This is a genomic window from Roseicella sp. DB1501, from assembly GCF_013112485.1.
Taxonomy (GTDB): domain Bacteria; phylum Pseudomonadota; class Alphaproteobacteria; order Acetobacterales; family Acetobacteraceae; genus Paracraurococcus.
The window spans coordinates 37,929-57,744 of record NZ_JABFHG010000010.1 but is presented as its reverse complement, the minus strand read 5'-3'; the positions used below and the strand labels follow the sequence as shown (position 1 = coordinate 57,744).

Annotated in this window: 18 protein-coding genes; 11 read left to right on the top strand and 7 right to left on the bottom strand. The window is 71.8% G+C overall.

What is annotated here, in order from left to right:
* Positions 1 to 177 precede the first annotated feature (177 nt).
* The 3 genes from HJG45_RS19165 to HJG45_RS19155 form a co-directional block, all read right to left on the bottom strand.
* Positions 178 to 1,287 carry a microcin C ABC transporter permease YejB gene (locus HJG45_RS19165; RefSeq protein WP_171613983.1) on the bottom strand — a complete coding sequence of 370 codons (1,110 nt, stop codon included), beginning with the start codon at positions 1,285 to 1,287 and terminating at the stop codon, positions 178 to 180.
* 104 nt (positions 1,288 to 1,391) lie between these two features.
* Positions 1,392 to 3,254: an extracellular solute-binding protein gene (locus HJG45_RS19160; protein ID WP_171613981.1), complete on the bottom strand. Its 1,863-nt coding sequence runs from the start codon at positions 3,252 to 3,254 to the stop codon at positions 1,392 to 1,394.
* 38 nt (positions 3,255 to 3,292) lie between these two features.
* Positions 3,293 to 4,081 carry an inositol monophosphatase family protein gene (locus HJG45_RS19155; protein ID WP_171613979.1) on the bottom strand — a complete coding sequence of 263 codons (789 nt, stop codon included), beginning with the start codon at positions 4,079 to 4,081 and terminating at the stop codon, positions 3,293 to 3,295.
* 113 nt (positions 4,082 to 4,194) lie between these two features.
* Here HJG45_RS19155 and HJG45_RS19150 point away from each other — a divergent pair, with 113 nt between their 5' ends.
* Both HJG45_RS19150 and HJG45_RS19145 read left to right on the top strand, forming a co-directional pair.
* A complete protein-coding gene (locus HJG45_RS19150) occupies positions 4,195 to 5,043 on the top strand; it encodes a prephenate dehydratase (RefSeq protein WP_171613977.1) in 849 nt (282 codons plus the stop codon).
* A gap of 328 nt (positions 5,044 to 5,371) precedes the next feature.
* Positions 5,372 to 6,853 (top strand): SulP family inorganic anion transporter, encoded by a 1,482-nt coding sequence (locus HJG45_RS19145; RefSeq protein WP_368040636.1) that lies wholly within the window; start codon positions 5,372 to 5,374, stop codon positions 6,851 to 6,853.
* A gap of 168 nt (positions 6,854 to 7,021) precedes the next feature.
* On the opposite strand, the gene HJG45_RS19140 is transcribed toward HJG45_RS19145, so the two are convergent.
* The 3 genes from HJG45_RS19140 to HJG45_RS19130 all read right to left on the bottom strand — a co-directional run bounded on the left by HJG45_RS19140 (position 7,022) and on the right by HJG45_RS19130 (position 10,071).
* Positions 7,022 to 7,453 (bottom strand): DUF2237 family protein, encoded by a 432-nt coding sequence (locus HJG45_RS19140; protein ID WP_254452640.1) that lies wholly within the window; start codon positions 7,451 to 7,453, stop codon positions 7,022 to 7,024.
* Between the two features lie 137 nt (positions 7,454 to 7,590).
* The gene (locus HJG45_RS19135; protein WP_171613973.1) at positions 7,591 to 9,186 is read right to left on the bottom strand and encodes a phosphoenolpyruvate carboxykinase; all 1,596 of its coding nucleotides are present in this window, start codon (positions 9,184 to 9,186) and stop codon (positions 7,591 to 7,593) included.
* Between the two features lie 153 nt (positions 9,187 to 9,339).
* Positions 9,340 to 10,071: a HugZ family protein gene (locus HJG45_RS19130; protein WP_368040635.1), complete on the bottom strand. Its 732-nt coding sequence runs from the start codon at positions 10,069 to 10,071 to the stop codon at positions 9,340 to 9,342.
* Between the two features lie 95 nt (positions 10,072 to 10,166).
* Here HJG45_RS19130 and HJG45_RS19125 point away from each other — a divergent pair, with 95 nt between their 5' ends.
* The 7 genes from HJG45_RS19125 (at position 10,167) to HJG45_RS19095 (ending at position 17,121) form a co-directional block, all read left to right on the top strand.
* The gene (locus tag HJG45_RS19125; protein ID WP_171613969.1) at positions 10,167 to 10,868 is read left to right on the top strand and encodes a response regulator transcription factor; all 702 of its coding nucleotides are present in this window, start codon (positions 10,167 to 10,169) and stop codon (positions 10,866 to 10,868) included.
* Between the two features lie 198 nt (positions 10,869 to 11,066).
* Positions 11,067 to 11,657, top strand: coding sequence for a phosphatase PAP2 family protein (locus HJG45_RS19120; protein WP_171613967.1), 591 nt, complete (start codon positions 11,067 to 11,069; stop codon positions 11,655 to 11,657).
* A gap of 84 nt (positions 11,658 to 11,741) precedes the next feature.
* The gene (locus tag HJG45_RS19115; RefSeq protein WP_171613965.1) at positions 11,742 to 13,418 is read left to right on the top strand and encodes a stimulus-sensing domain-containing protein; all 1,677 of its coding nucleotides are present in this window, start codon (positions 11,742 to 11,744) and stop codon (positions 13,416 to 13,418) included.
* 362 nt (positions 13,419 to 13,780) lie between these two features.
* Complete coding sequence (locus HJG45_RS19110) at positions 13,781 to 14,713, top strand: NAD(P)-dependent oxidoreductase (RefSeq protein ID WP_171613963.1); 933 nt, start codon at positions 13,781 to 13,783, stop codon at positions 14,711 to 14,713.
* Positions 14,714 to 14,749: 36 nt separating this feature from the next.
* The gene (locus HJG45_RS19105) at positions 14,750 to 15,718 is read left to right on the top strand and encodes a tripartite tricarboxylate transporter substrate binding protein (RefSeq protein ID WP_171613961.1); all 969 of its coding nucleotides are present in this window, start codon (positions 14,750 to 14,752) and stop codon (positions 15,716 to 15,718) included.
* 366 nt (positions 15,719 to 16,084) lie between these two features.
* Positions 16,085 to 16,363 (top strand): hypothetical protein, encoded by a 279-nt coding sequence (locus tag HJG45_RS19100; protein ID WP_171613959.1) that lies wholly within the window; start codon positions 16,085 to 16,087, stop codon positions 16,361 to 16,363.
* A 56-nt stretch (positions 16,364 to 16,419) separates the two neighbouring features.
* The gene (locus HJG45_RS19095) at positions 16,420 to 17,121 is read left to right on the top strand and encodes a hypothetical protein (protein WP_171613957.1); all 702 of its coding nucleotides are present in this window, start codon (positions 16,420 to 16,422) and stop codon (positions 17,119 to 17,121) included.
* Positions 17,122 to 17,339: 218 nt separating this feature from the next.
* On the opposite strand, the gene HJG45_RS19090 is transcribed toward HJG45_RS19095, so the two are convergent.
* Complete coding sequence (locus tag HJG45_RS19090) at positions 17,340 to 17,798, bottom strand: DUF3237 domain-containing protein (RefSeq protein ID WP_254452639.1); 459 nt, start codon at positions 17,796 to 17,798, stop codon at positions 17,340 to 17,342.
* Between the two features lie 130 nt (positions 17,799 to 17,928).
* Between HJG45_RS19090 and HJG45_RS19085 the strand changes: the two genes are divergently transcribed.
* Together HJG45_RS19085 and HJG45_RS19080 are read left to right on the top strand one after the other, a co-directional pair.
* Positions 17,929 to 18,699, top strand: coding sequence for an RNA methyltransferase (locus tag HJG45_RS19085; RefSeq protein ID WP_254452638.1), 771 nt, complete (start codon positions 17,929 to 17,931; stop codon positions 18,697 to 18,699).
* A complete protein-coding gene (locus tag HJG45_RS19080) occupies positions 18,696 to 19,814 on the top strand; it encodes an ABC transporter permease (protein ID WP_171613953.1) in 1,119 nt (372 codons plus the stop codon). The genes HJG45_RS19085 and HJG45_RS19080 overlap by 4 nt, the downstream gene beginning before the upstream one ends.
* Positions 19,815 to 19,816: the final 2 nt, after the last annotated feature.

The window sequence follows — 19,816 nt, the reverse complement described above, 5'->3', positions numbered from 1 at the left end:
CGGATGCCGGCGCCCCGGATGCGTTTCCGCATCCGGGGCCCCTCAGACGCCGGGCGCAAACCTCCGGTTTGCTTGGCTTCGCGGCATAAGCCGCGGGCCCCGTTCGGGGCCTCGGACCGGTCGGGCGACCGGTCCGCTGGCAGGACGCGCAAAGGCCTGGCGGGCCGGCGCGCCCGGTCACCGCCGCGCCTCGAAGTCGATGCGCGGATCGACCAGGGTATAGGTGAAGTCGCCGACGATCTGCATGATGAGGCCGAGCAGGGTGAAGACGTAGAGGGTGCCGAACATCAGCGTGTAGTCGCGGCGCATCGCCGCCTCGAAGCCGAGCAGGCCGAGCCCGTCGAGGGAGAAGATGATCTCGACCAGCAGCGCGCCGGTGAAGAGGATGCCGATCAGCGTCGCCGGGAAGCCGGCGATGATCAGCAGCATGGCGTTGCGGAAGACATGGCCGTAGAGCACGCGCGTCTCGCCCGCCCCCTTGGCCCGCGCCGTCACCGTGTACTGCTTGTGGATCTCGTCGAGGAAGGCGTTCTTGGTCAGCATGGTCAGCGTGGCGAAGCCGCCGATCACCAGGGAAAGGGTCGGCAGCACCATGTGCCAGGCATAGTCGGCCGCCCGTTCGAGGAAGGGCGCGTCCTGCATGTCGGGCGAGAGCAGGCCGCGCAGCGGGAACCATTGCAGGAAGCTGCCGCCGGCGAAGAGCACGACGAGCAGGATGGCGAAGAGGAAGCCCGGGATCGCGTAGCCGACCAGCACCACCGCCGAGGTCCAGAGATCGAAGCGCGAGCCGTCCCGCACCGCCTTGCGGATGCCGAGCGGGATGGAGACGAGGTAGATGATCAGCGTCGACCAAAGGCCGAGGGAGATGGAGACCGGCAGCTTCTCGAGGATGAGCTGCGAGACGGGCCGGTCGCGGAAGAGCGAGCGGCCGAGATCGAAGCGGGCATAGCCCCAGAGCATGTCGAGCAGCCGGTCCTGCCAGGGCTTGTCGAAGCCGAAGGCCTTCTCGATCTCGGCGACAACGGCGGGGTCGAGGCCGCGGGCGCCGCGATAGCGGGTGCCGCTGCCCTCGCCGGACTCGTTGCCGGAGCGCCGCTGCGGCCCGAGCTCGCCCTGGCTCTCACCGGAGAGGCGGCCGAGCGTGCTGCCGGCCTGGCCCTTCAGCTCGGCCAGCATCTGCTCCACCGGGCCGCCGGGGGCGAATTGCGCGACGGCGAAGTTGATCAGGATGATGCCGAGCAGGGTCGGCACCACCAGCAGCAGGCGGCGGAGGAGATAGGCGCCCATGGTCAGAGCGTGATCGCGTGAGGGGGAAACACCGAAACGCGTGAATCGCGCGATCCAGCGACAACTAGAGCGTGGGCCATGAGCGGATGCGAATGGATCATGCTCTAGGGCTTGGTCTGCTGCGCTTCGCGCTTGCCCTGTTCCACCGTGCCGACGCGGGCCGGCTCCACCCACCAGCTGTCGAGCGCCAGCGCGAAGCGCGGGTTGCGCGGCGGCCGGCCGAGCTTGTCCCAATAGGCCACCCGGAAGGTCCGGCTGTGCCAGTGCGGGATCATGTAGTCGTTCCAGAGCAGCACGCGGTCGAGCGCCCGGGTGCGGGCGACCAGCTCGGCGCGGTCCGGCGCGGCGATGACCAGTTCGACCAGCGCATCCACCACCGGGTTGCAGATGCCGGCGACGTTCTGGCTGCCCGGCTCCTTCGCCTTGGCGCAGGTCCAGTAGTCGCGCTGCTCGTTGCCGGGGGAGAGGCTCTGGCCCTGGCTGTCCACCGTCATGTCGTAGTCGAAGGCGTCCATTCGCACCTGGTACTGCGCCGGATCCACCGTGCGCACCCGCGGCTCCATGCCGAGCCGCTGCAGATTCTGCATGTAGGGCAGGGCGACGCGCTCGAAGCTCGGCCCGTTCAGCAGGATCTCGAAGGCGAAATTCTCGCCCCGGGCATTGACCAGCTTGCGGTCCTTCACCGTCCAGCCGGCCTGGCGCAGCAGGTCGAGGGCGCGGCGCAGCCCCTCGCGGTTGTTGCCCGAGCCGTCGGTGACCGGCAGCCTGTAGTCCTCGGTGAAGAGCCGGTCCGGCACCTGGCCGCGATACGTCTCCAGGATCTCCAGCTCGCGGCCCTCGGGCACGCCGGAGGAGGCGAGCTCGGAATTGGAGAAATAGGAGGTGGTGCGGGCGTAGCTGCCGTAGAAGAGGTTGGCGTTCATCCACTCGAAGTCGAAGACCTCGATCAGGGCGCGGCGCACCCGGGCATCCTGGAAGAGCGGCCGGCGCAGGTTCATGGCGAAGGCCTGCATGCCGGTCGGCAGCTCGTGGCGGATCTCGTCGAGCTTCACCAGGCCGCGGCGCACCGCCGGGAAGTCATAGGCCGTCGCCCATTCCTTGGCGATGTTCTCGGTGCGGAAGTCGATCTGCCCGGCCTTGAAGGCCTCCAGCGCCACGGTGCTGTCGCGGAAATACTCGTAGCGCATGGTGCCGAAATTCGCCGTGCCCTTCATGGTCGGCAGGTCGCGCGCCCAGTAATCCTCCACCCGGCGATAGACCAGGCTGCGCCCCGCCTCGAAGCGGTCCAGCCGGTAGGGGCCGGAGCCGAGCGGGATGTCGAGCGTCGGCCGGGCGAAGTCGCGCCCTGCCCACCAGTGCTTCGGCAGCACCGGCATCTGGCCGAGGATGAGCGGCAGCTCGCGGTTCTCGCTGGTGGCGAAGCGGAAGACGACGCGCTGCGCATCCTCGGCCGCGACGCTCGCCACATCGCCCCAATAGGCGCGGTAGAAGGGCCGGCCGTGCTCGCGCAGCGTGTTGAAGCTCCAGACCACGTCCTCGGCGGTGACCGGCCTGCCGTCGTGCCAGCGCGCCTCGGGCCGCAGCAGGAAGGTGACGCCCTTGCCGTCCGCCGGCATCTCGATGCTGCCGGCGAGATGCGCGTATTCCGTGCTCGCCTCGTCGCTGCTCTCCTTCAGCAGCGTGTCGTAGAGATTGGCGAGGCCGACCGCGGCGGTGCCGCGCAGGATATACTGGTTGAAGCTGTCGAAGCTGCCGAGCGCGGTCAGCGCGATCTCGCCGCCCTTCGGCGCCGCCGGGTTCACCCAGGGCCAGTGCGGGAAATCCGCCGGCAGGGCCGGCTCGCCGAGCAGCGAGACGGCATGCAGGCGGCGGCTGCCATCCGGGCCGGCGGGCGTGGCCGCGCGGGCCCGGCCGGCGAGCAGCGCGGGAAGGGCGATCGGGGTGGCCAGCAGGTCGCGGCGGTTCATGCCGGCAGGATGGGGGTTCGGACCCCCGGCGGCAACCGTCACGCGGCGCCGAGCAGCCCGACCGCCTCGGGCAGCAGGGCGGGATCGCCGACCGCCAGCACCCGGCCATCGGCCTCGAGCGTCAGCGCCTCGCCGCGCCAGCCGGTGACCCGGCCGCCGGCCCCTTCGATCACTGGGACCAGCGCCGCCCAGTCCCAGACCTGCATCGTGCTCTCGCAGACCGCATCCACCAGGCCGAGGGCGAGCAGCCCATAGGCGTAGCAGTCGCCGCCCCAGGTCAGCCGCCGCGCCGCGCCGCGCAGCCGCTCGAAGCCCGGCCGGTCGGCGGGGGCGAACATGTCCGGGCTGGTGCAGGAGAGCTCGGCCTCGGCCAGCCGGGCGCAGGGGCGGCAGCGCGGGGTGCCGCCGAGGGGCGCGCGGAAGCGGGTCGGCTGGCCGGCGAGGCCGATCCAGCGCTCGCCGGTCACCGGCTGGTCGATCAGCCCGAGCACCGGCCGGCCGCGATGCAGCAGGCCGATCAGCGTGCCGAAGAGCGGCCGGCCGGTGACGAAGGCGCGGGTGCCGTCGATCGGGTCGAGCACCCAGAGCCATTCGGCCTCGGCCCGCTCCCGGCCGTATTCCTCGCCCCAGAGGCCGTGCGCCGGGAAGCGCTCGGCTAGCAGGGCGCGCATCGCCCGCTCGGCGCCGCGATCGGCCTCGGTCACCGGGCTGGCATCGCCCTTGGCCTCCACCAGCAGGGGCGAGCGGAAGAGCGGGCGGATGACCTGGCCGGCCAGGTCGGCGGCGGCCTCGGCGGCGGCGAGCAGGGCGGGGTCGAGCGCCGTCACGCGCCGCGCCCCGACCCGGTGCCGCGATCCATCCCCAGCATCCCCGCCTCCCGGTTTGCGCCGCAACAGGGGGGCGATTAGAAGCAGCGCACCCTTCTGTCCACGGCGGCCGCATGTCGAACCTCATCGCCTTCCAGGGCCTGCCCGGGGCCTATTCCGACCTCGCCTGCCGGGCCGCCTATCCCGGTTGGCGGACGCTGCCCTGCGCCAGCTTCGAGGCGGCGATGGATGCGGTGCGCGGCGGCGAGGCGAAGCTCGCCATGCTGCCCTGCGAGAACTCGCTGGCCGGCCGGGTGCCGGACATCCACCGCCTGCTGCCCGAGAGCGGCCTCGCCGTGGTGGGCGAGCATTTCGAGCGGGTGGAGCACTGCCTGCTGGCGCCGAAGGGGGCGACGCTCGGCTCGCTGAAGCGCGCCCACAGCCATCCGGTCGCGCTCGGCCAGGTCCGCACCATCCTGCGCGAGCTGCGGCTGGAGCCGGTGATCGAGGCGGATACCGCCGGCGCGGCGCAGATCATCGCCGGGCGCGGCGGCACCGAGGATGCGGCCATCGCCTCGGCGCTCGCGGCCGAGACCTACGGGCTCGAGATCCTGCGGCGCAATGTCGAGGATGCGGCGCACAACACCACCCGCTTCTATGTCTGCGCCCGCGACCCGGCCTGGCCGCCGGCGGATGCGACGGATTGCGTCACCACCTTCGTCTTCCGGGTGCGCAACATCCCCGCCGCGCTCTACAAGGCGCTCGGCGGCTTCGCCACCAACGGCGTGAACATGACGAAGCTGGAGAGCTACATGCTCGACGGCGAGTTCACCGCGACGCAGTTCCTCGCCGATGTCGACGGGCATCCGCACCAGCCGCCGGTGCAGCGGGCGCTGGAGGAGCTGGCCTATTTCTCGCGCGAGCTGAAGGTGCTCGGCGCCTACCGGGCGCATCCGCACCGGCTGGCGCATCAGGGGCGCTAGGTCTTTCCCCGCGACGTCGCTGCGCGCCGTCGCGGGGGCCCCGGAGATTCGCAAGGGGCCCGAGAGGCATCACAGCCTGTCGCGGCAAAGCCGCGCCAGGGCAACGGGTGGCGACTGGGGCAGGGGCTAGGCGACATGGATGGCGGCGATCGCGTGTTGCGGCGCAGCATCGGCTGGCCTAGGCTCGGGGTATGCTTTCCTGCCGCGCATCCCCCAAGGGTCGGACCGAGCCGCCGTAAGCGCCGGGCCATCGCCCGCCTGCTGGCCATTCCTCCCTTTTCGTTCCTGCGCCGCCGCCCCTCCCGGGCGCTTTCCGGAAGCACGCCCCGTGTCCCTCTCCCGCCTGCGCGCCGAATGGGCGCCGAACGTCACCCGTGACCTGCTCGCCGGCACCGTCGTCGCCCTCGCCCTGATCCCGGAGGCGATCGCCTTCTCGATCATCGCCGGCGTCGATCCGAAGCTCGGCCTCTACGCCTCCTTCTGCATCGCCGTCGTCACCGCCATCGCCGGCGGGCGGCCGGCGATGATCTCGGCCGCGACCGGCGCGACCGCCGTCGTCATGGTCTCGCTGGTGAAGGAGCACGGCGTCCCCTACCTCTTCGCCGCCACCGTCCTGACCGGGGTGATCCAGCTCCTGGCGAGCGCGCTCCGCCTCGGCGACCTGATGCGCTTCGTCTCGCGCTCGGTCATCACCGGCTTCGTCAACGCGCTGGCCATCCTGATCTTCATGGCGCAGCTGCCGGAGCTGGTCGGCCATGGCCCGGCGGTCTATGCCATGGTCGCGGCCGGGCTCGGCATCATCTACCTGTTGCCGCGGCTGACCACCGCCGTGCCCTCGCCGCTGGTCGCCATCATCCTGCTGACCGGCTTCGCCATGGCGACGGGGATGCCGTTCCACACTGTCGGCGACATGGGCGCGCTGCCCTCCGAGCTGCCGCATTTCGCCCTGCCGGTGGTGCCGCCGACGCTGGAGACGCTGCGGATCATCCTGCCCTATGCGCTGACCCTCGCCATGGTCGGGCTGCTCGAGAGCCTGATGACGGCCGCGATCATCGACGAGATGACGGACACCGCCTCGGACAAGAACCGCGAATGCGCCGGGCAGGGGCTGGCCAACATCACCTCCGGCCTGTTCGGCGGCATGGCCGGCTGCGCCATGATCGGCCAGTCGGTCATCAACGTCTCCTCCGGCGGGCGCGGGCGGCTGTCCTGCCTCTGGGCCGGCCTGTTCCTGCTGTTCCTGATCGTCGTGCTCGGCCCCTGGGTGAAGCAGATCCCGATGCCGGCGCTGGTCGCCGTCATGGTCATGGTCTCGATCAACACCTTCCAGTGGCGCTCGCTGCGGAGCCTGGTGACGCATCCGCGCAGCTCCAGCGTCGTCATGCTGGCGACCGTCGCCGTGGTGCTGGCGACGCATGACCTGGCGAAGGGCGTGCTGGTCGGCGTGATCCTGAGCGGGCTGTTCTTCGCCCAGAAGGTGTCGCGCTTCTTCGGCGTCGACTCCACGCTGCAGGAGGCCGAGGGGGTGCGCACCTACCGCGTCACCGGGCAGATCTTCTTCGCCACGGCGGAGGCCTTCCACAATGCCTTCGACTTCCGCGAGGCGCCGCGGCGCGTCGTCATCGACGTGCGGGACGCGCATTTCTGGGACCTGACCGGCGTCAACGCCCTCGACCGGGTGGTGCTGAAATTCCGCCATCACGGCGTGCCGGTCGAGATCGTCGGCATGAACGCGGCGAGCCGCAGCCTGGTCGAGCGCCTCGGGCGGCACGACAAGCCGGGGGCGGCGCTGGCCGGCGGAGGGCACTGAATTCTTCCCACGAAACCGCTGCGCGGCTTCGCGGGGGACCCGAGAGGTCGCCTCAGGCCCGGGGCGCGTCACACCCTGCTGCGGCAGGGCGGCGATCGGCGACAGCCCCGCAGATGCCGGCGCCGCCCGTGGAACCCGGTCTGGCGGTGGGCAGGGGCCGCGCCGGGGTCACGCCTCGACCGCATGCGCCTTCAAATCATTGAGGCTGCAGACCTCGAGCGCCGCGATATGCGTCGCCTCCAGCAGCACGTGCGGCGCCTGGCCGGCGCTGCGCGCCTCCTCCCAGCGCGCGGCGCAGAGGCACCAGCGGTCGCCGGGCCTGAGGCCGGGGAAGCCGTGATCCGGCCGCGGCGTCGAGAGGTCGTTGCCCTGCGCCTTGGAGAAGGCGAGGAAGCCCGCCGTCATCTCGGCGCAGACGACGTGCAGGCCGAGATCCTCCGGCCCGGTGTTGCAGCAGCCGTCGCGGAAGAAGCCGGTCAGCGGCGCCACCGAGCAGGGCAGCAGCGGCCCGCCCAGCACGTTGCTCGCCGGGGGCTCGCCCCCCGGCCCGCGCCGCCCCGGGCCAAGCCCGCCATCCGGCATCTCAAGGATCCCCTTCATGATAGCGGACCGGTCGCTTGGCCGGCCCGAGGCCCCGAACGGGGCCCGCCACGAATGCGGCGAAGGCCCGGGCGAACCGGAGGGTCGCGCCCGGCATCCGAGGGGGCCTGGCCGCTGGCACGGCCAGGCCCGTCGCATCAGGCGGCCGCGCGGATGGCGACGGCCTTGACCTCCTCGTCGACGGCGCCGGCGAAGCTCTCGAAATTCGCCTCGAACAGCCCGACCAGCTTCTTCGCCGTCGCGTCATAGGCCGCCTTGTCGGCCCAGGAATCGCGCGGGTTCAGCACCTCGGCCGGGATGCCCGGGACCGATTTCGGCATCATCAGGCCGAAGAAGGGGTCCTTGACGAACTCCACCTTGGCCAGGCTGCCATCCAGCGCCGCGCGGAGCAGGGCGCGGGTGTGCTGGATGCTCATGCGCTTGCCGGTGCCATAGGCGCCGCCGGTCCAGCCGGTATTGACCAGCCAGCAATCGGCGCCGTCGCGGGCGATCCGCTCGGCCAGCATCTTGCCGTAGACCTCGGGGTGGCGCGGCAGGAAGGGGGCGCCGAAGCAGGTGGAGAAGGTCGCCTGCGGCTCCTTGCCCAGCCCCTTCTCGGTGCCGGCGACGCGCGCCGTGTAGCCCGAGAGGAAGTGGTACATCGCCTGCGCCGGGGTCAGCTTGCTGATCGGCGGCAGCACGCCGAAGGCATCCGCCGTCAGCATCACCACGTTCTTCGGCAGCTTGCCCTGGCCGCCCGGCACCGTGTTCGGGATGAAGTCGAGCGGGTAGCAGGAGCGGGTGTTCTCGGTCAGCCGGTTGTCGTCGAGGTCGAGGGTGCCGAACGCGTCCGCCACCACGTTCTCGAGCACCGCGCCGAAGCGGTGCGAGGCGGCCCAGATCTGCGGCTCGGCCTCCTGGCTCAGCTTGATGACCTTGGCGTAGCAGCCGCCCTCGAAGTTGAAGACGCCCCTGTCGCTCCAGCCATGCTCGTCATCGCCGATCAGGCTGCGCTCGGGGTCGCTGCTCAGCGTCGTCTTGCCGGTGCCCGACAGGCCGAAGAACAGCGCCGTGTCGCCGGCCTTGCCCTGGTTGGCGCTGCAATGCATCGGCAGCACGCCCTGCGCCGGCAGCAGCCAGTTCATGACGGTGAAGATGCTCTTCTTGATCTCGCCAGCATAGGAGGTGCCGGCGATCAGGATGGTCTTCGCCGCGAAGGAGAGGGCGATGCAGGTGCCGGTGCGGCAGCCATCCGTGGCCGGGTCGGCCTCGTATTCCGGGGCGTGCAGGATGGTGAAGTCCGGCGTGAAGCCGGCCAGCTCCTCCCGCGCCGGGCGGATGAACATGTTGCGGGCGAAGAGCGCGTGCCAGGCATTGGTGGTCACCAGCCGCACCCGGATGCGGTGCGCCGGGTCGGCGCCGGCATAGAGATCCTGGGTGAAGAGCACCGGGCGGGCGCCGAGCCAGGCGCGCACCTTCTCCGAGAGGCCGCGGAACTTCTCCGGCGCCATCGGCTGGTTGATCTTGCCCCACCACACCGCGTCATGGACCTCGGGGTCGTCGACCACGAACTTGTCCTGGACCGAGCGGCCGGTATGCACGCCCGTCACCGCCATGAAGGCGCCATCGGCCGAGAGCCGGCCCTCGCCGCGGCGAAGGGCGTGGTCGTAGAGGCCGGGGGCCGTCAGGTTGGCGTGGACGTCGGACCGGGTGGTGACGCCGGTGCCGGCGAGGGCGGTCTCAGCCAAGGTCATAGAAACTCCTTTGGGCGGGCCCCCGGGGAGTGCTGCAGCGCCAGCGCATCCGGGGCAGGCCCGCTGTGTCCAAGCTCTCGGAGGCTAAATTGCGGCGGCTGTTAAGGGTTGTAATACAACCGCTGATACCGATGCGCAACGGACGCCTGCGCCTCATGCTGGGCGAACCGCCCGTATGGCGCGAATCAATTCGTCGCGGACCCCGCCGGCATCGACGACCGGAGCGCTGAAGTTAAGCCGCAGCACCCGTTCCTCCTGCGCCAGCCAGGCGCCGTCCGGATCGACCGCCGCCAAGCGCCACGGACCCGATTCACCACCCTTGGGCCCGCCGCCTGGCAGGCCGGCGGCGATCTCGGCCATCGCGCCGGCATGGTCGGCGTTCACATGGTCGATGATGCCGGCCTCCGCCGCGGCGAGGGTGGCGACCACGGCGGCATCGGGCAGCAGCGCCTCCCGCCGCAGCCGCACCGCCCGGGCGAAGCCGCCGACGAGCTGCGCCGAGCCGGGCGTGACCCGCCACAGGGCGAAATCGCCGAAATCGGCATAGAGCGCGGCATAGGGATGCCGGGCGAGGAAGCGCGCCTTCAGCGGCTGCGCCTCCCCGGCCGGGACCGGGGCGGCGAGGCCGGTCAGCGTCACCCGCGGCGTGGTCTGCGGATTCGCCTCCGCCGCCACCCCCTGGAAGAGCAGGGCGCAGCGCGGCTCGGCTTGCAGCTGCCGGGTGTGTTCCGAGAGCGAGGAGAGCAGCAGCAGCACCGTCAGGTCCGGGGCGGCGGCGGGGGTGACGAGGCTGACGAAGGGCTGGCCGGCGGCCTGGGTCGCCAGGCTGGCCGAGGCGGCGCCGCGGATCAGCTGTCGCGCCTCGAAGGCGGGGTTGTCGGTCACCATCTCGCTCCCGTCCGGGTTGCGCCACAATCCCGCACCATATCTGAGGCATGGACTCCCCATAAGGATCGGGTTCAGCCCGCCGGAGACAATGCATGCCTGCCACGATCGCCCTGGTGGATGACGACCGCAATATCCTCACCTCCGTCTCCATGACCCTGGAGCAGGAGGGCTTCCAGGTCCGCACCTACACGGATGGCGAGAGCGCCCTGCAGGGCCTGCTGGCCCGCCCGGCCGATCTCGCCGTGCTCGACATCAAGATGCCGCGCATGGACGGGATGGAGCTGCTGCAGCGGCTGCGCCAGCGCAGCGCCATGCCGGTGGTCTTCCTCACCTCGAAGGATGAGGAGGTGGACGAGCTGATGGGGCTGCGGCTCGGCGCCGACGACTACATCACCAAGCCCTTCAGCCAGCGCCTGCTGCTCGAGCGCATCCGCGCCCTGCTGCGCCGCAACGAGGCGAGCCGGGCCGAGGGCAGCGGCGCCCCGCCCTCAGGCGTCATCACCCGGGGCGAGCTGGTGCTGGACGAGACCAAGCACACCTGCAGCTGGAAGGGGCACGACATCCAGCTCACCGTGACCGAGTTCCTGCTGGTCAAGGCCCTCGCCCTGCGGCCGGGCATGGTCAAGAACCGCGACCAGCTCATCGACGCCGCCTATGGCGAGAACATCTATGTCGACGACCGCACGATCGATTCGCATGTGAAGCGGGTGCGTAAAAAATTCCGTCAGGTCGACAACGACTTCGCACAAATTGAGACCCTCTACGGTATCGGCTACCGCTACAAGGAGAGCTAGGGCCGGGCGCGGGCGTGGCTCCGCTCGGGGAACAACCTCCGCTCGGGGAACAACGGCGACAACGACAGAACGACGGCTGGAGGGGGAGGCGCCGGCCGGGCCGCGAGGTCCGGCGGGGCGGTCTCATGTCTTGTGATGGACTTGCCGCGGCCGCCCCCATGGGGGCCGCCGGCGGTACGATGGGGATCCTTGGCGCGCATGTGGGTGGCCCTGCATTACCTGACGGATTTCGCGGATCTCGGCCTGATGCTGCCGCTCACCGCGTTGACCGCGCTCGCCCTCGTGGCCTTTGGCCGCTGGCGGGACGCGCTCGCCTGGTCGCTCGCGGTCGGCGGCACCTTCTCCGCCATGGCGGCGCTGAAGGTGGCGATGCAGCTCTGGGGCGGCCTCGCCGCCGCGACCAACCTCAACAGCCCGAGCGGCCATACCGCGGCGGGCATGGTGGTCTATGGCGGGCTGCTGCTGCTGATCCTCGGCGGCACGGTGCCGCGGCTGCGGCTGGCGCTGCTCGCCGGCCTCGTCTTCGGCGGCTTCTTCGGCCTCACCCGGCTCTGGCTCGAGGTGCATACGGTCGAGGACGTGGTGGTCGGCGCCCTGGTCGGCCTCGCCGGGGTGACGGCGCTCGCCTGGCTCAGCGGCCTCGCCCGGCCGGCTGCGCCCGTCCGCACCCGCGCCGCCATCGCCGCCGTGGCCCTGCTCGGCACCCTCGTCTTCCATGGCCACCGGATCGGCGCGGAGAACGAGTTGCAGGCGATCGCCGCCGAGATCCGCGCCGGCCTGCGCATCTGAGCCGCCGCGGCCGGCCCATGTCATCCGTCGCGTTCAAATCCGGGCCCGATCCGCTATAGCTTCGCGGGCCCATCAGGAACGCCCATGCCCGACCTCGGCCTGCCGTCCGAGACCGCCGCCCAGGCGAGCCCCGCGCCGCCGTCGCGCCGCCGCTGGGTCTCGCCGCTGCTGCGGCGCATCCTGCTGCTGAACATCCTGCCGCCGGCGCTGCTGGCGGCGGCGATGCTCTATCTCGACCAGTACCAGAACGGGCTGCTGGCCGCCGAGGTGGAGGCGATGCGCACCCAGGCGCGGATCTATGCCGGCGCCATCGCCGAGGCCGCGACGCGGATGCAGGACGACCGCGCCGTGCTGGTCCCCGAGATCGCCCGGCCGCTGCTGCGCCGGCTGGTCGATCCCTCGCCCAACACCCAGGCGCGGCTCTTCGACAATACCGGCCTCGTCGTCGCCGACAGCCGGGTGCGGGAAGGGGCGGGGGGCGCGGTGGTGACCGAGCCGCTGGCGCCGCCCGAGCCGCGCGGTGCCTTCTCCCTGACCGTCGCCGGGCTCTACGACCGGCTGCTCTCGCTGCTGCCGCGCGGCGGACGGCCGGATGTCGAGGTGGACGTCAACCCGGACGCCCCCTCCTTCGACTGGCAGCCCAATCTCGGCCCCGACCGGCGGGAGGAGCTGCGCCTGGCGCTGGAGGGCGGCGTGACGCCCTATATCCGCCGCACCGCCGATGGGCGGCTGCTGGTCTCGGTGGCCGAGCCGGCGCGGCGGGGCAACCAACCGGTCGGCATCGTGCTGCTGACGCGCGAGGCGCGCGAGGTGGACCAGCGGCTGTTCGAGATCCGCGCCAGCGTGCTCGGCATCTTCGGCGTGGCCCTGGTGGTCACCGTCGCGCTCTCCTTCTACCTGGCGCAGACCCTGGCCAGCCCGATCATGCAGCTCGCCGGCAGCGCCGCCGCCATGCGCCAGGGCGAGGGCCGCACCGGCAGCGTGCCGGGCGGGCTGCTGCGGCGCGAGGACGAGATCGGCATCCTGGCCCGCGACCTGCAATCCGCCGCCCGCGACCTCTGGGCCCGGATCGACACCAACGAGCGCTTCGCCGCCGATGTGGCGCATGAGCTGCGCAACCCGCTGACCAGCGTGCGCAGCGCCATCGAGACGCTCCGCCGGATCGAGAACCCGGAGCAGCAGAAGCGGCTGCTGGCGATCATCGCCGAGGATGCGGTGCGCATGGACCGGCTGATCGCCGACATCTCCGACAGCTCGCGCGTCGATGCCGAGCTGTCGCGCACCGCCGCCGTGCCGGTCGACGTGGCGCCGATCCTCTCAACCCTGGCCGAGCTGCACGACGCGACGCGCAAGGAGGAGGACCCGGCGGTGGCTCTCGAGGCGCCGGCCGAGGGCCTCGTCGTGCGCGGCGTCGAGGGGCGGCTGGTGCAGGTCTTCCGCAACCTGCTCGGCAACGCGCTCTCCTTCAGCCCGGCGCAGGGCCGCGTCCTTGTCCGCGCCCGCCCGGCCGGCGCCGTGGTCGAGGTGGTGGTGGAGGATGAGGGGCCGGGCATCCCGGAGGCGAAGCTCGAGCACATCTTCGAACGCTTCTATTCCGAGCGCCCGAGCGGCGAGCGCTTCGGCCAGCATTCCGGCCTCGGCCTCTCCATCTGCAAGCAGATCGTCGAGGGGCTGCGCGGCACCATCGCCGCGGAGAACCGCCGCGACGCGGCCGGCAAGGTGACCGGCGCGCGCTTCATCGTGCGGCTGCCGGTGGCCTAGATCCCCGCAAAACCGCTGCGCGGCGTTGCGGGGGGGCGGTGGAGGCGCTTCCCGCCCCAGATCCGTCACGGCCGGCCGCGGCAGGGCAGCGGGCAGCGACGGCTTTGCCGGGCGCTTTCAGGGAGCCGGCGCGAGCGCGGGCGGCATCGCCGCGTGCCGTCCGATGCGGCGCGACGCGTTCCACGATCCGGGGCGAGGCCCGCCCCCGCCGCGCCAGCCGCCGGCCTCGCCCGGCTGCCGCGCGCGAGGCCCGCACGGGATGCTGGGCGCGGCGCCATCCGTCGCCCTATATGGATCCTGCAAGGAGACCGGGACGGTGGCGTCGCCGCGGCGCCGCCGCCGGGAGGCAGGACGGGCAGCGCATGGGCCAGATCGTGATAGCCGAGTTCATGGACGAGGCGGCGGTGGAGAGCCTGCGCGCGGCGCATCCGACGCTCTACGACCCGCATCTGGTCGACCGGCCGGAGGCCTTCCGCGCCGCGCTCGCCGGGGCGCGGGCGCTGATCGTGCGCAACCGCACCCGCGTCGATGCCGCCCTGCTCGAGGCGGCGCCGGAACTGCGCGTGCTCGGCCGGCTCGGGGTCGGGCTCTACAACATCGACCTCGCCGCCTGCCAGGCGCGGCGGATCGACGTCATCCCCGCCTCCGGCGCCAATGCCGATGCGGTGGCGGAATACGTCATGCTGGCGATCGGCACCCTGCTGCGCGGCGTCTTCGGGGCCAGCGCCGAGGTCGCCGCCGGCGGCTGGCCGCGCGACCGGCTGATCACCGGCCGGGAGATCGCCGGCAAGACGCTCGGCATCATCGGCTTCGGCGATATCGGCCGGCGCGTGGCGAAGCTCGCCGACGCCTTCCGCATGCGCATCCTTGGCCATGACCCGCTGCTGCCGGCGACCCATGCCGGCTGGGCCGAGACGCGGACGGAGATGGTGCCGCTCGACGACCTCCTCGCCCGCGCCGATGCGGTGACGCTGCACGTGCCGCTGACCGCCGAAACGCGTGGCCTCGTCTCGGCGGCGCGGCTGGCGCTGATGAAGCCCGAGGCGGTGCTGGTGAATGCCGCGCGCGGCGGCGTGGTGGAGGAGGCGGCGCTCGCCGCGGCGCTGCGGGAGGGGCGGCTCGGCGGCGCCGCGCTCGATGTCTTCGAGACCGAGCCCCTGCCGCCAGGCTCGCCGCTCGCCGGCCTGCCGAACCTGCTGCTGACGCCGCACATCGCCGGCGCCACGATCGAGAGCAATGCCCGCGTCTCCTCGCTCATCGCGGCGCGGGTGCGGGTGGCGCTGGCGATGTGCTGAGCCGGCGGCGGCCGGACGGTTTCAGGGGAGGGGAATATGCAGGTGCATCGGCTGCGGCGACGCGGCCTGCTGGCGGCGAGCCTCCTCGCCGCCGCCGCCGGGCCGCTGCCGTCCGGACCATTGCGGCTGTTGCTCGGCTTCCCGGCCGGCAGCGGGCCCGATGTCCTCGCCCGGCTGGTCGCCGAGGGGCTGAAGCCCGCCCTGCCGGCCGGCGTGGTGGTGGACAACCGGCCCGGCGCGGCGGGGCTGATCGCGGCGCAGGAGGCGGCGCATGCGGCGCCCGCCGATGGCTCCGTGCTGCTGCTCGGCGAGGTCGGGCAGCTCGCCATGGCGCCCAGCACCTATGCGCGGCTGCCCTACGACCCGGCGCGGGACTTCGCCCCCGTCGCGGCGCTGGCCGCGGCCGATTTCGCCTTCGTCGTGCCGGCCGGCCTGCCGGCGCGCGACCTCGATGCCTGGATCGGCTGGGCGAATGGGCAGGCACAGCTCTCCCTCGGCACCTTCGGGGCCGGCACGCCGGGGCATTTCGGCGCCGCCATGCTCGCCGCCGCGTCCGGGCTGGCGGCCGAGCCGGTGCATTTCCGGGCGACCGGCGATGCCATGGGGGCGGTGCTGAACGGCACGGTGCAGGGGATGTTCGCGACGGTCGCGGTGGTGGCGCCGCATGTGGCGGCCGGCCGGCTCGCGGCGCTGGCGGTGACCGGGCCGGAGCGGGCGCCGCTGCTGCCCGCGGTGCCGACCCTGGCCGAGCTCGGCCGGCCGGCGCTCGGCTTCAGCGCCTGGTTCGGGCTGGTGGCGCCGGCCGCGGTGCCCGGGCCGGTGCTGGCAGCGGCCGAGGCGGCGGTGCTGCGGGCGATGGCCGAGCCCGGCCTGGGGGCGCGGCTGCGGGAGGCCGGGTTCCGGCCGATGCCGATGGGGCGGGTGGAATTCGCGGCGATGATGCAGGCGGAGCGGGCGCGCTGGGCGGAGGTGGTGCGGGCGACGGGGTTTCGGGCGATCGAGTAGGGAGGGGCGAAGGCCCGAGCAACCGAAGGCTTCCACCCGGCGCCTGAACGCCGTTGCAAACTGATTGCCGATCAGCCGCTAGCGACCCGGTGCAGACCTTCTAGTCCAACCTGATAAGGTTGGGGACGGAGGCAGAGCGGCCACGCATCCAGCACCTCAATGCAGGTCGGCTAGCGGTACGCCGCATTGGTAGGCTGCGACAGTATAGGAAGCCGGCGAAGGCCTAAGAAATTCTTGTTAGGGTGGAAGAGGCCGTCCGGCAGTTTGGGCGTTTTTGGTGGCGTCACCCGGCAGACCGTCGATGAGAGAGTGACACTTGGAACGAGCATACTGACTGTCTAATGCCCAGCCTGGAGGGAATACGGAGTGGAAACACCTCGCAAAGCAACTTCAAACGAAGAGCGGAACAAAGATTACATAGACGGCAACCATATGGTGTTTGATGATGATCTCGATATGGGCCACGTACAGAAATACTATACCGAGGCATCGCTTGTAATTACAGGAAACCTGACAGTATTCGCCACGAGTGTCGCGCCGGGCGATGGCACGTTGACGGCGGAGAAGCTGATCGGATCGGATGGTCGAGTCTTTGTTTTCGTCCGTGCACCCACTCGGAAGGAGAAGGCCAGCCTCTACAGGTAAGGCGGACGCACACTACCAGAGGGGAAGTTTGCTGTTGCCCGTCGAAAGTTCCGAGCATGAAGAAGCTGAAGGCTTTCACAAAGCGCATGCGCGATAAAGACGAGGCCGCCGTCGCAGTGGTTGCCGACATCATCGGCTCGGTGTTGCCTTACGGGGGCAATGTAATTGCCTTCGCGCTGAAGAAGGGTCTCGCCATCGCCCGTAGCCGGAGTGTCGCCATTCTTAGTGAGGAGTTGCCGGCGAAGAAGCCTACCCCTGAACAAGCGGAGCAGCTCGCGCCCATGGTGGCGATTCACGCCCGCATGGCGATGGAGGGTGAGGCCGACGAGAGCCTCCGGCTGCTGGCGCGAGTCATCGCCGGGCAACTCGAGCAGGGGGAGCTGCTGCCGGCCGAGTTCACCTCCTATGCCCGCATCCTGTCCGGCATGCGCCAGGTCGAGATCGTCGCGCTCGGTGAGTTCTATCGGTGCTGGCAGGACGCCGAAAGAGAGGCGACACAGCTAGCAAGTCTGGAAGAGCGCGGGAATGCGGTCGAGCTCAGCGCCAACAAGGCGATGGCCGAGCGCCTCATCCCTAGAGTGGTCGCTGACCATGGGGAACTGAAGGCGCTATTCTCCAGCCTGATGCGCACCGGTCTCCTTATCACAACGCCGACGGCGTCCGGCGGGGATCGCTACCGACCCGCGAGCCTGTTCCACCGACTGAACCAGCTGGCCTCGCTGGAGGTGGTGGAAGGAAACCCATCCGATCCAGCATAAGCGTAGGTACGGCCCTCGGCGAGCCTCGTACCGCGACGCGGCTCCAACTTAGGTCACGGCGCCCAACTGAGCTTCCGAAGAAGGACAGCCGCTCACGGATAGACCTAGCCACCGGGATGGGTTGGGAAATCTCGATTCTGCGTCCGTTACCGCGCTTGGGGCGGACATCCGCGCGCCACCCCTTAACAGCCGCTTATCTGCCCATCTCAAACTCCCCCTCACACCGCGAAAAACCTGATCCGCACGCAGTCCGGCTCCCGCTCCCCGAACCCGAGAAACAGGCTCCGATGCAGCCAGGCATGCGCCGGCGCCTCGGTCTCGAAGACCGGGGCGGTGCGGAAGTAGACTCGCTCCGGCGGCACCCGCTCGCCGCGCAGCAGCCGCGCCTGGTCCTCCGGCGAGGCATGCCGGAGGCCGCGATTGACCACATAGACCAGCGCCCCGTCCGCCAGGCGCAGGCTGTAGCGCGCCACGATCTCGGTGACGCCGTCGGGGCGGACGAGCTGAAAATCCGCGCCGCCCGGCAGCACCTCGCCAGCCAGCCGCGGCCCGCTGACCCGGCCGCCGAGGATCGGCACGATCCGCCGCTCGCCCAGCGGCCCGGCGCCGATCCGCTGCACCGGCGCCACCGCCACCTCGGCCTCGCCGATGAACTCCATGCCCGGCGCCTCGGCCATGCCTGCCCCCTCCCTTGCCTCCGGCGGCAGCATGCGGCCCCGGCGCCGCCGGGGGCAACCGCGCCCGCCCTCCACCGCGCTCTCCCCCGTGCTCTCCACCGGGGCGCCGCGGCATGCGACACTGCGGCCCATGTCCGACGCGCCCTTCCTCCCGCGGCCGCCCGAGCCGAACCGCATCTGCGGCGCGGCCCCGGTGCGCGCGCTGTTCCTGCGCCGGCCGCAGGCGGTGCTCCGCCTCTTCTACACCGAGGAGCGGCGGCGCCTCGCCGGGCCGCTCTGCCAGCATCTGGCGCGGACCCGGCGGCCCTACCGGGAGGTGCCGCCGGCCGAGCTCGCCCGCATCGCCGGCACGCAGCACCATGGCGGCATCTGCGCCGTCGCGGTGGCCCGCTTCGCCGCGCCGCTGCCGGGCCCCGCCCTGCCGGCCGGCTTGCCGCCGGCACCGCTGCTGCCGGTGCTGGACGGCATCGGCAACCCGCACAATCTCGGCGCCATCGCCCGCTCCGCCGCCTTCTTCGGCGCCCGCGCCCTGCTGCTCTCGGGCGATCCGCGCCAGGCCGATCTCTCGGACGCCGCCTTCCGCACCGCCGAAGGGGGGCTCGAGCATCTGGAGGTGCTGCGGGCGCGCGACCTGCCGGCCCTGCTGCGCGGCCTGCGCGGGCGCGTCCTCACCCTCGCCGCGGTCGCCGCCGGCGGCGCGCCGCCCGAGGCGGTGCCGCGCGACCGGCCCATCGCCCTCGTGCTCGGCAATGAGGAGCAGGGCCCGCCGCCGCCGACCCTCGAGGCCTGCGAGGCGCGGCTGACCCTGCCCGGCAGCGGGCTGGTCGAGAGCCTGAACGTTGCCGCCGCCGCCGCGGTGCTGTTCCATGCCCTCGGGGCGGTTCCCCGCAGGGCAGCATGAGCGGCAGCACGGCCTCGCCGGCGCGACTCGAGAGCGACCGGGACGGCGCGGGCCGCCGGCTGGCCTTCCACGGGGCGCTGGACGCCGCCGGCGCGGCGCGGCTGTGGTCGGAGGCGCAGCGCGCGGCGCGCGGGGCGCGGCCGCTCATCCTCGACCTCGCCGGCCTCACCGCGCTCGACACCGCCGGGGCGGTGCTGCTGCTGCGGCTGGAGCGCGAGGCGGGCCGGGCGGAATGGCGCGGCCTGCCGCAGGGCCCGCTGCAGGCGCTGGTGGAGCGGACCCGCACCGCGCTCGACCAGCCGCAGCCGAAGCCGGCGCCGGCGCTGCCCTTCCTCGGCCGGGTCGGCGAGGCCGCCTGGGACTGGGGCCAGGGCATGCTCCGCCAGGTCATCTTCTTCGGCGAGGCGCTGGTCGGCACCGCCGGCACCCTGCGGCGGCCCTGGCGGCTGCGCCTGTCGGAGGTGCTGCGCCATCTGGACGAGGCGGGGCTGCGCGCCTTCGGCCTGACGGCGCTGCTCGGCTTCCTGATCGGGCTGATCCTCGCCTTCCAGTCCAGCATCCCGATGCGCCAGTTCGGCGCCGAGATCTTCATCCCAAACCTCGTCGGCATCTCGCTGCTGCGCGAGCTCGGGCCGCTGATGGCCGCCGTCATCCTCTCGGGCCGCACCGGCTCGGCCTATGCCGCCGAACTGGGGACGATGACGGTGAACGAGGAGATCGACGCGCTGCGCATCATGGGCATCGACCCCATCGCCTGGCTGGTCCTGCCGCGGCTGCTGGCGGCCATGCTGGTCATGCCGGTCCTCGCCCTGGTGATGAACCTCTCCGGCCTGCTCGGCATGGGGACGGTGATGGCGACGCTCGGCTTCCCGCCCGTCGCGGTGATCAACCAGCTGCAGAACTGGGTGCGGTTGAAGGACCTGATCGGCGGCCTCTCCAAGGCGGCGCTCTTCGGCCTGGCGATCGGGCTGGTCGGCTGCCGCGCCGGGCTCGGCGCCGGGCGCGGCCCGCGCGCGGTCGGCGATGCCGCGACCGCGGCGGTGGTGGGCGGCATCATCTCCATCGTCCTGCTCGATGGCGTCTGCGCTATCCTCTTCTTCCGGCTGGGCTGGTAGCC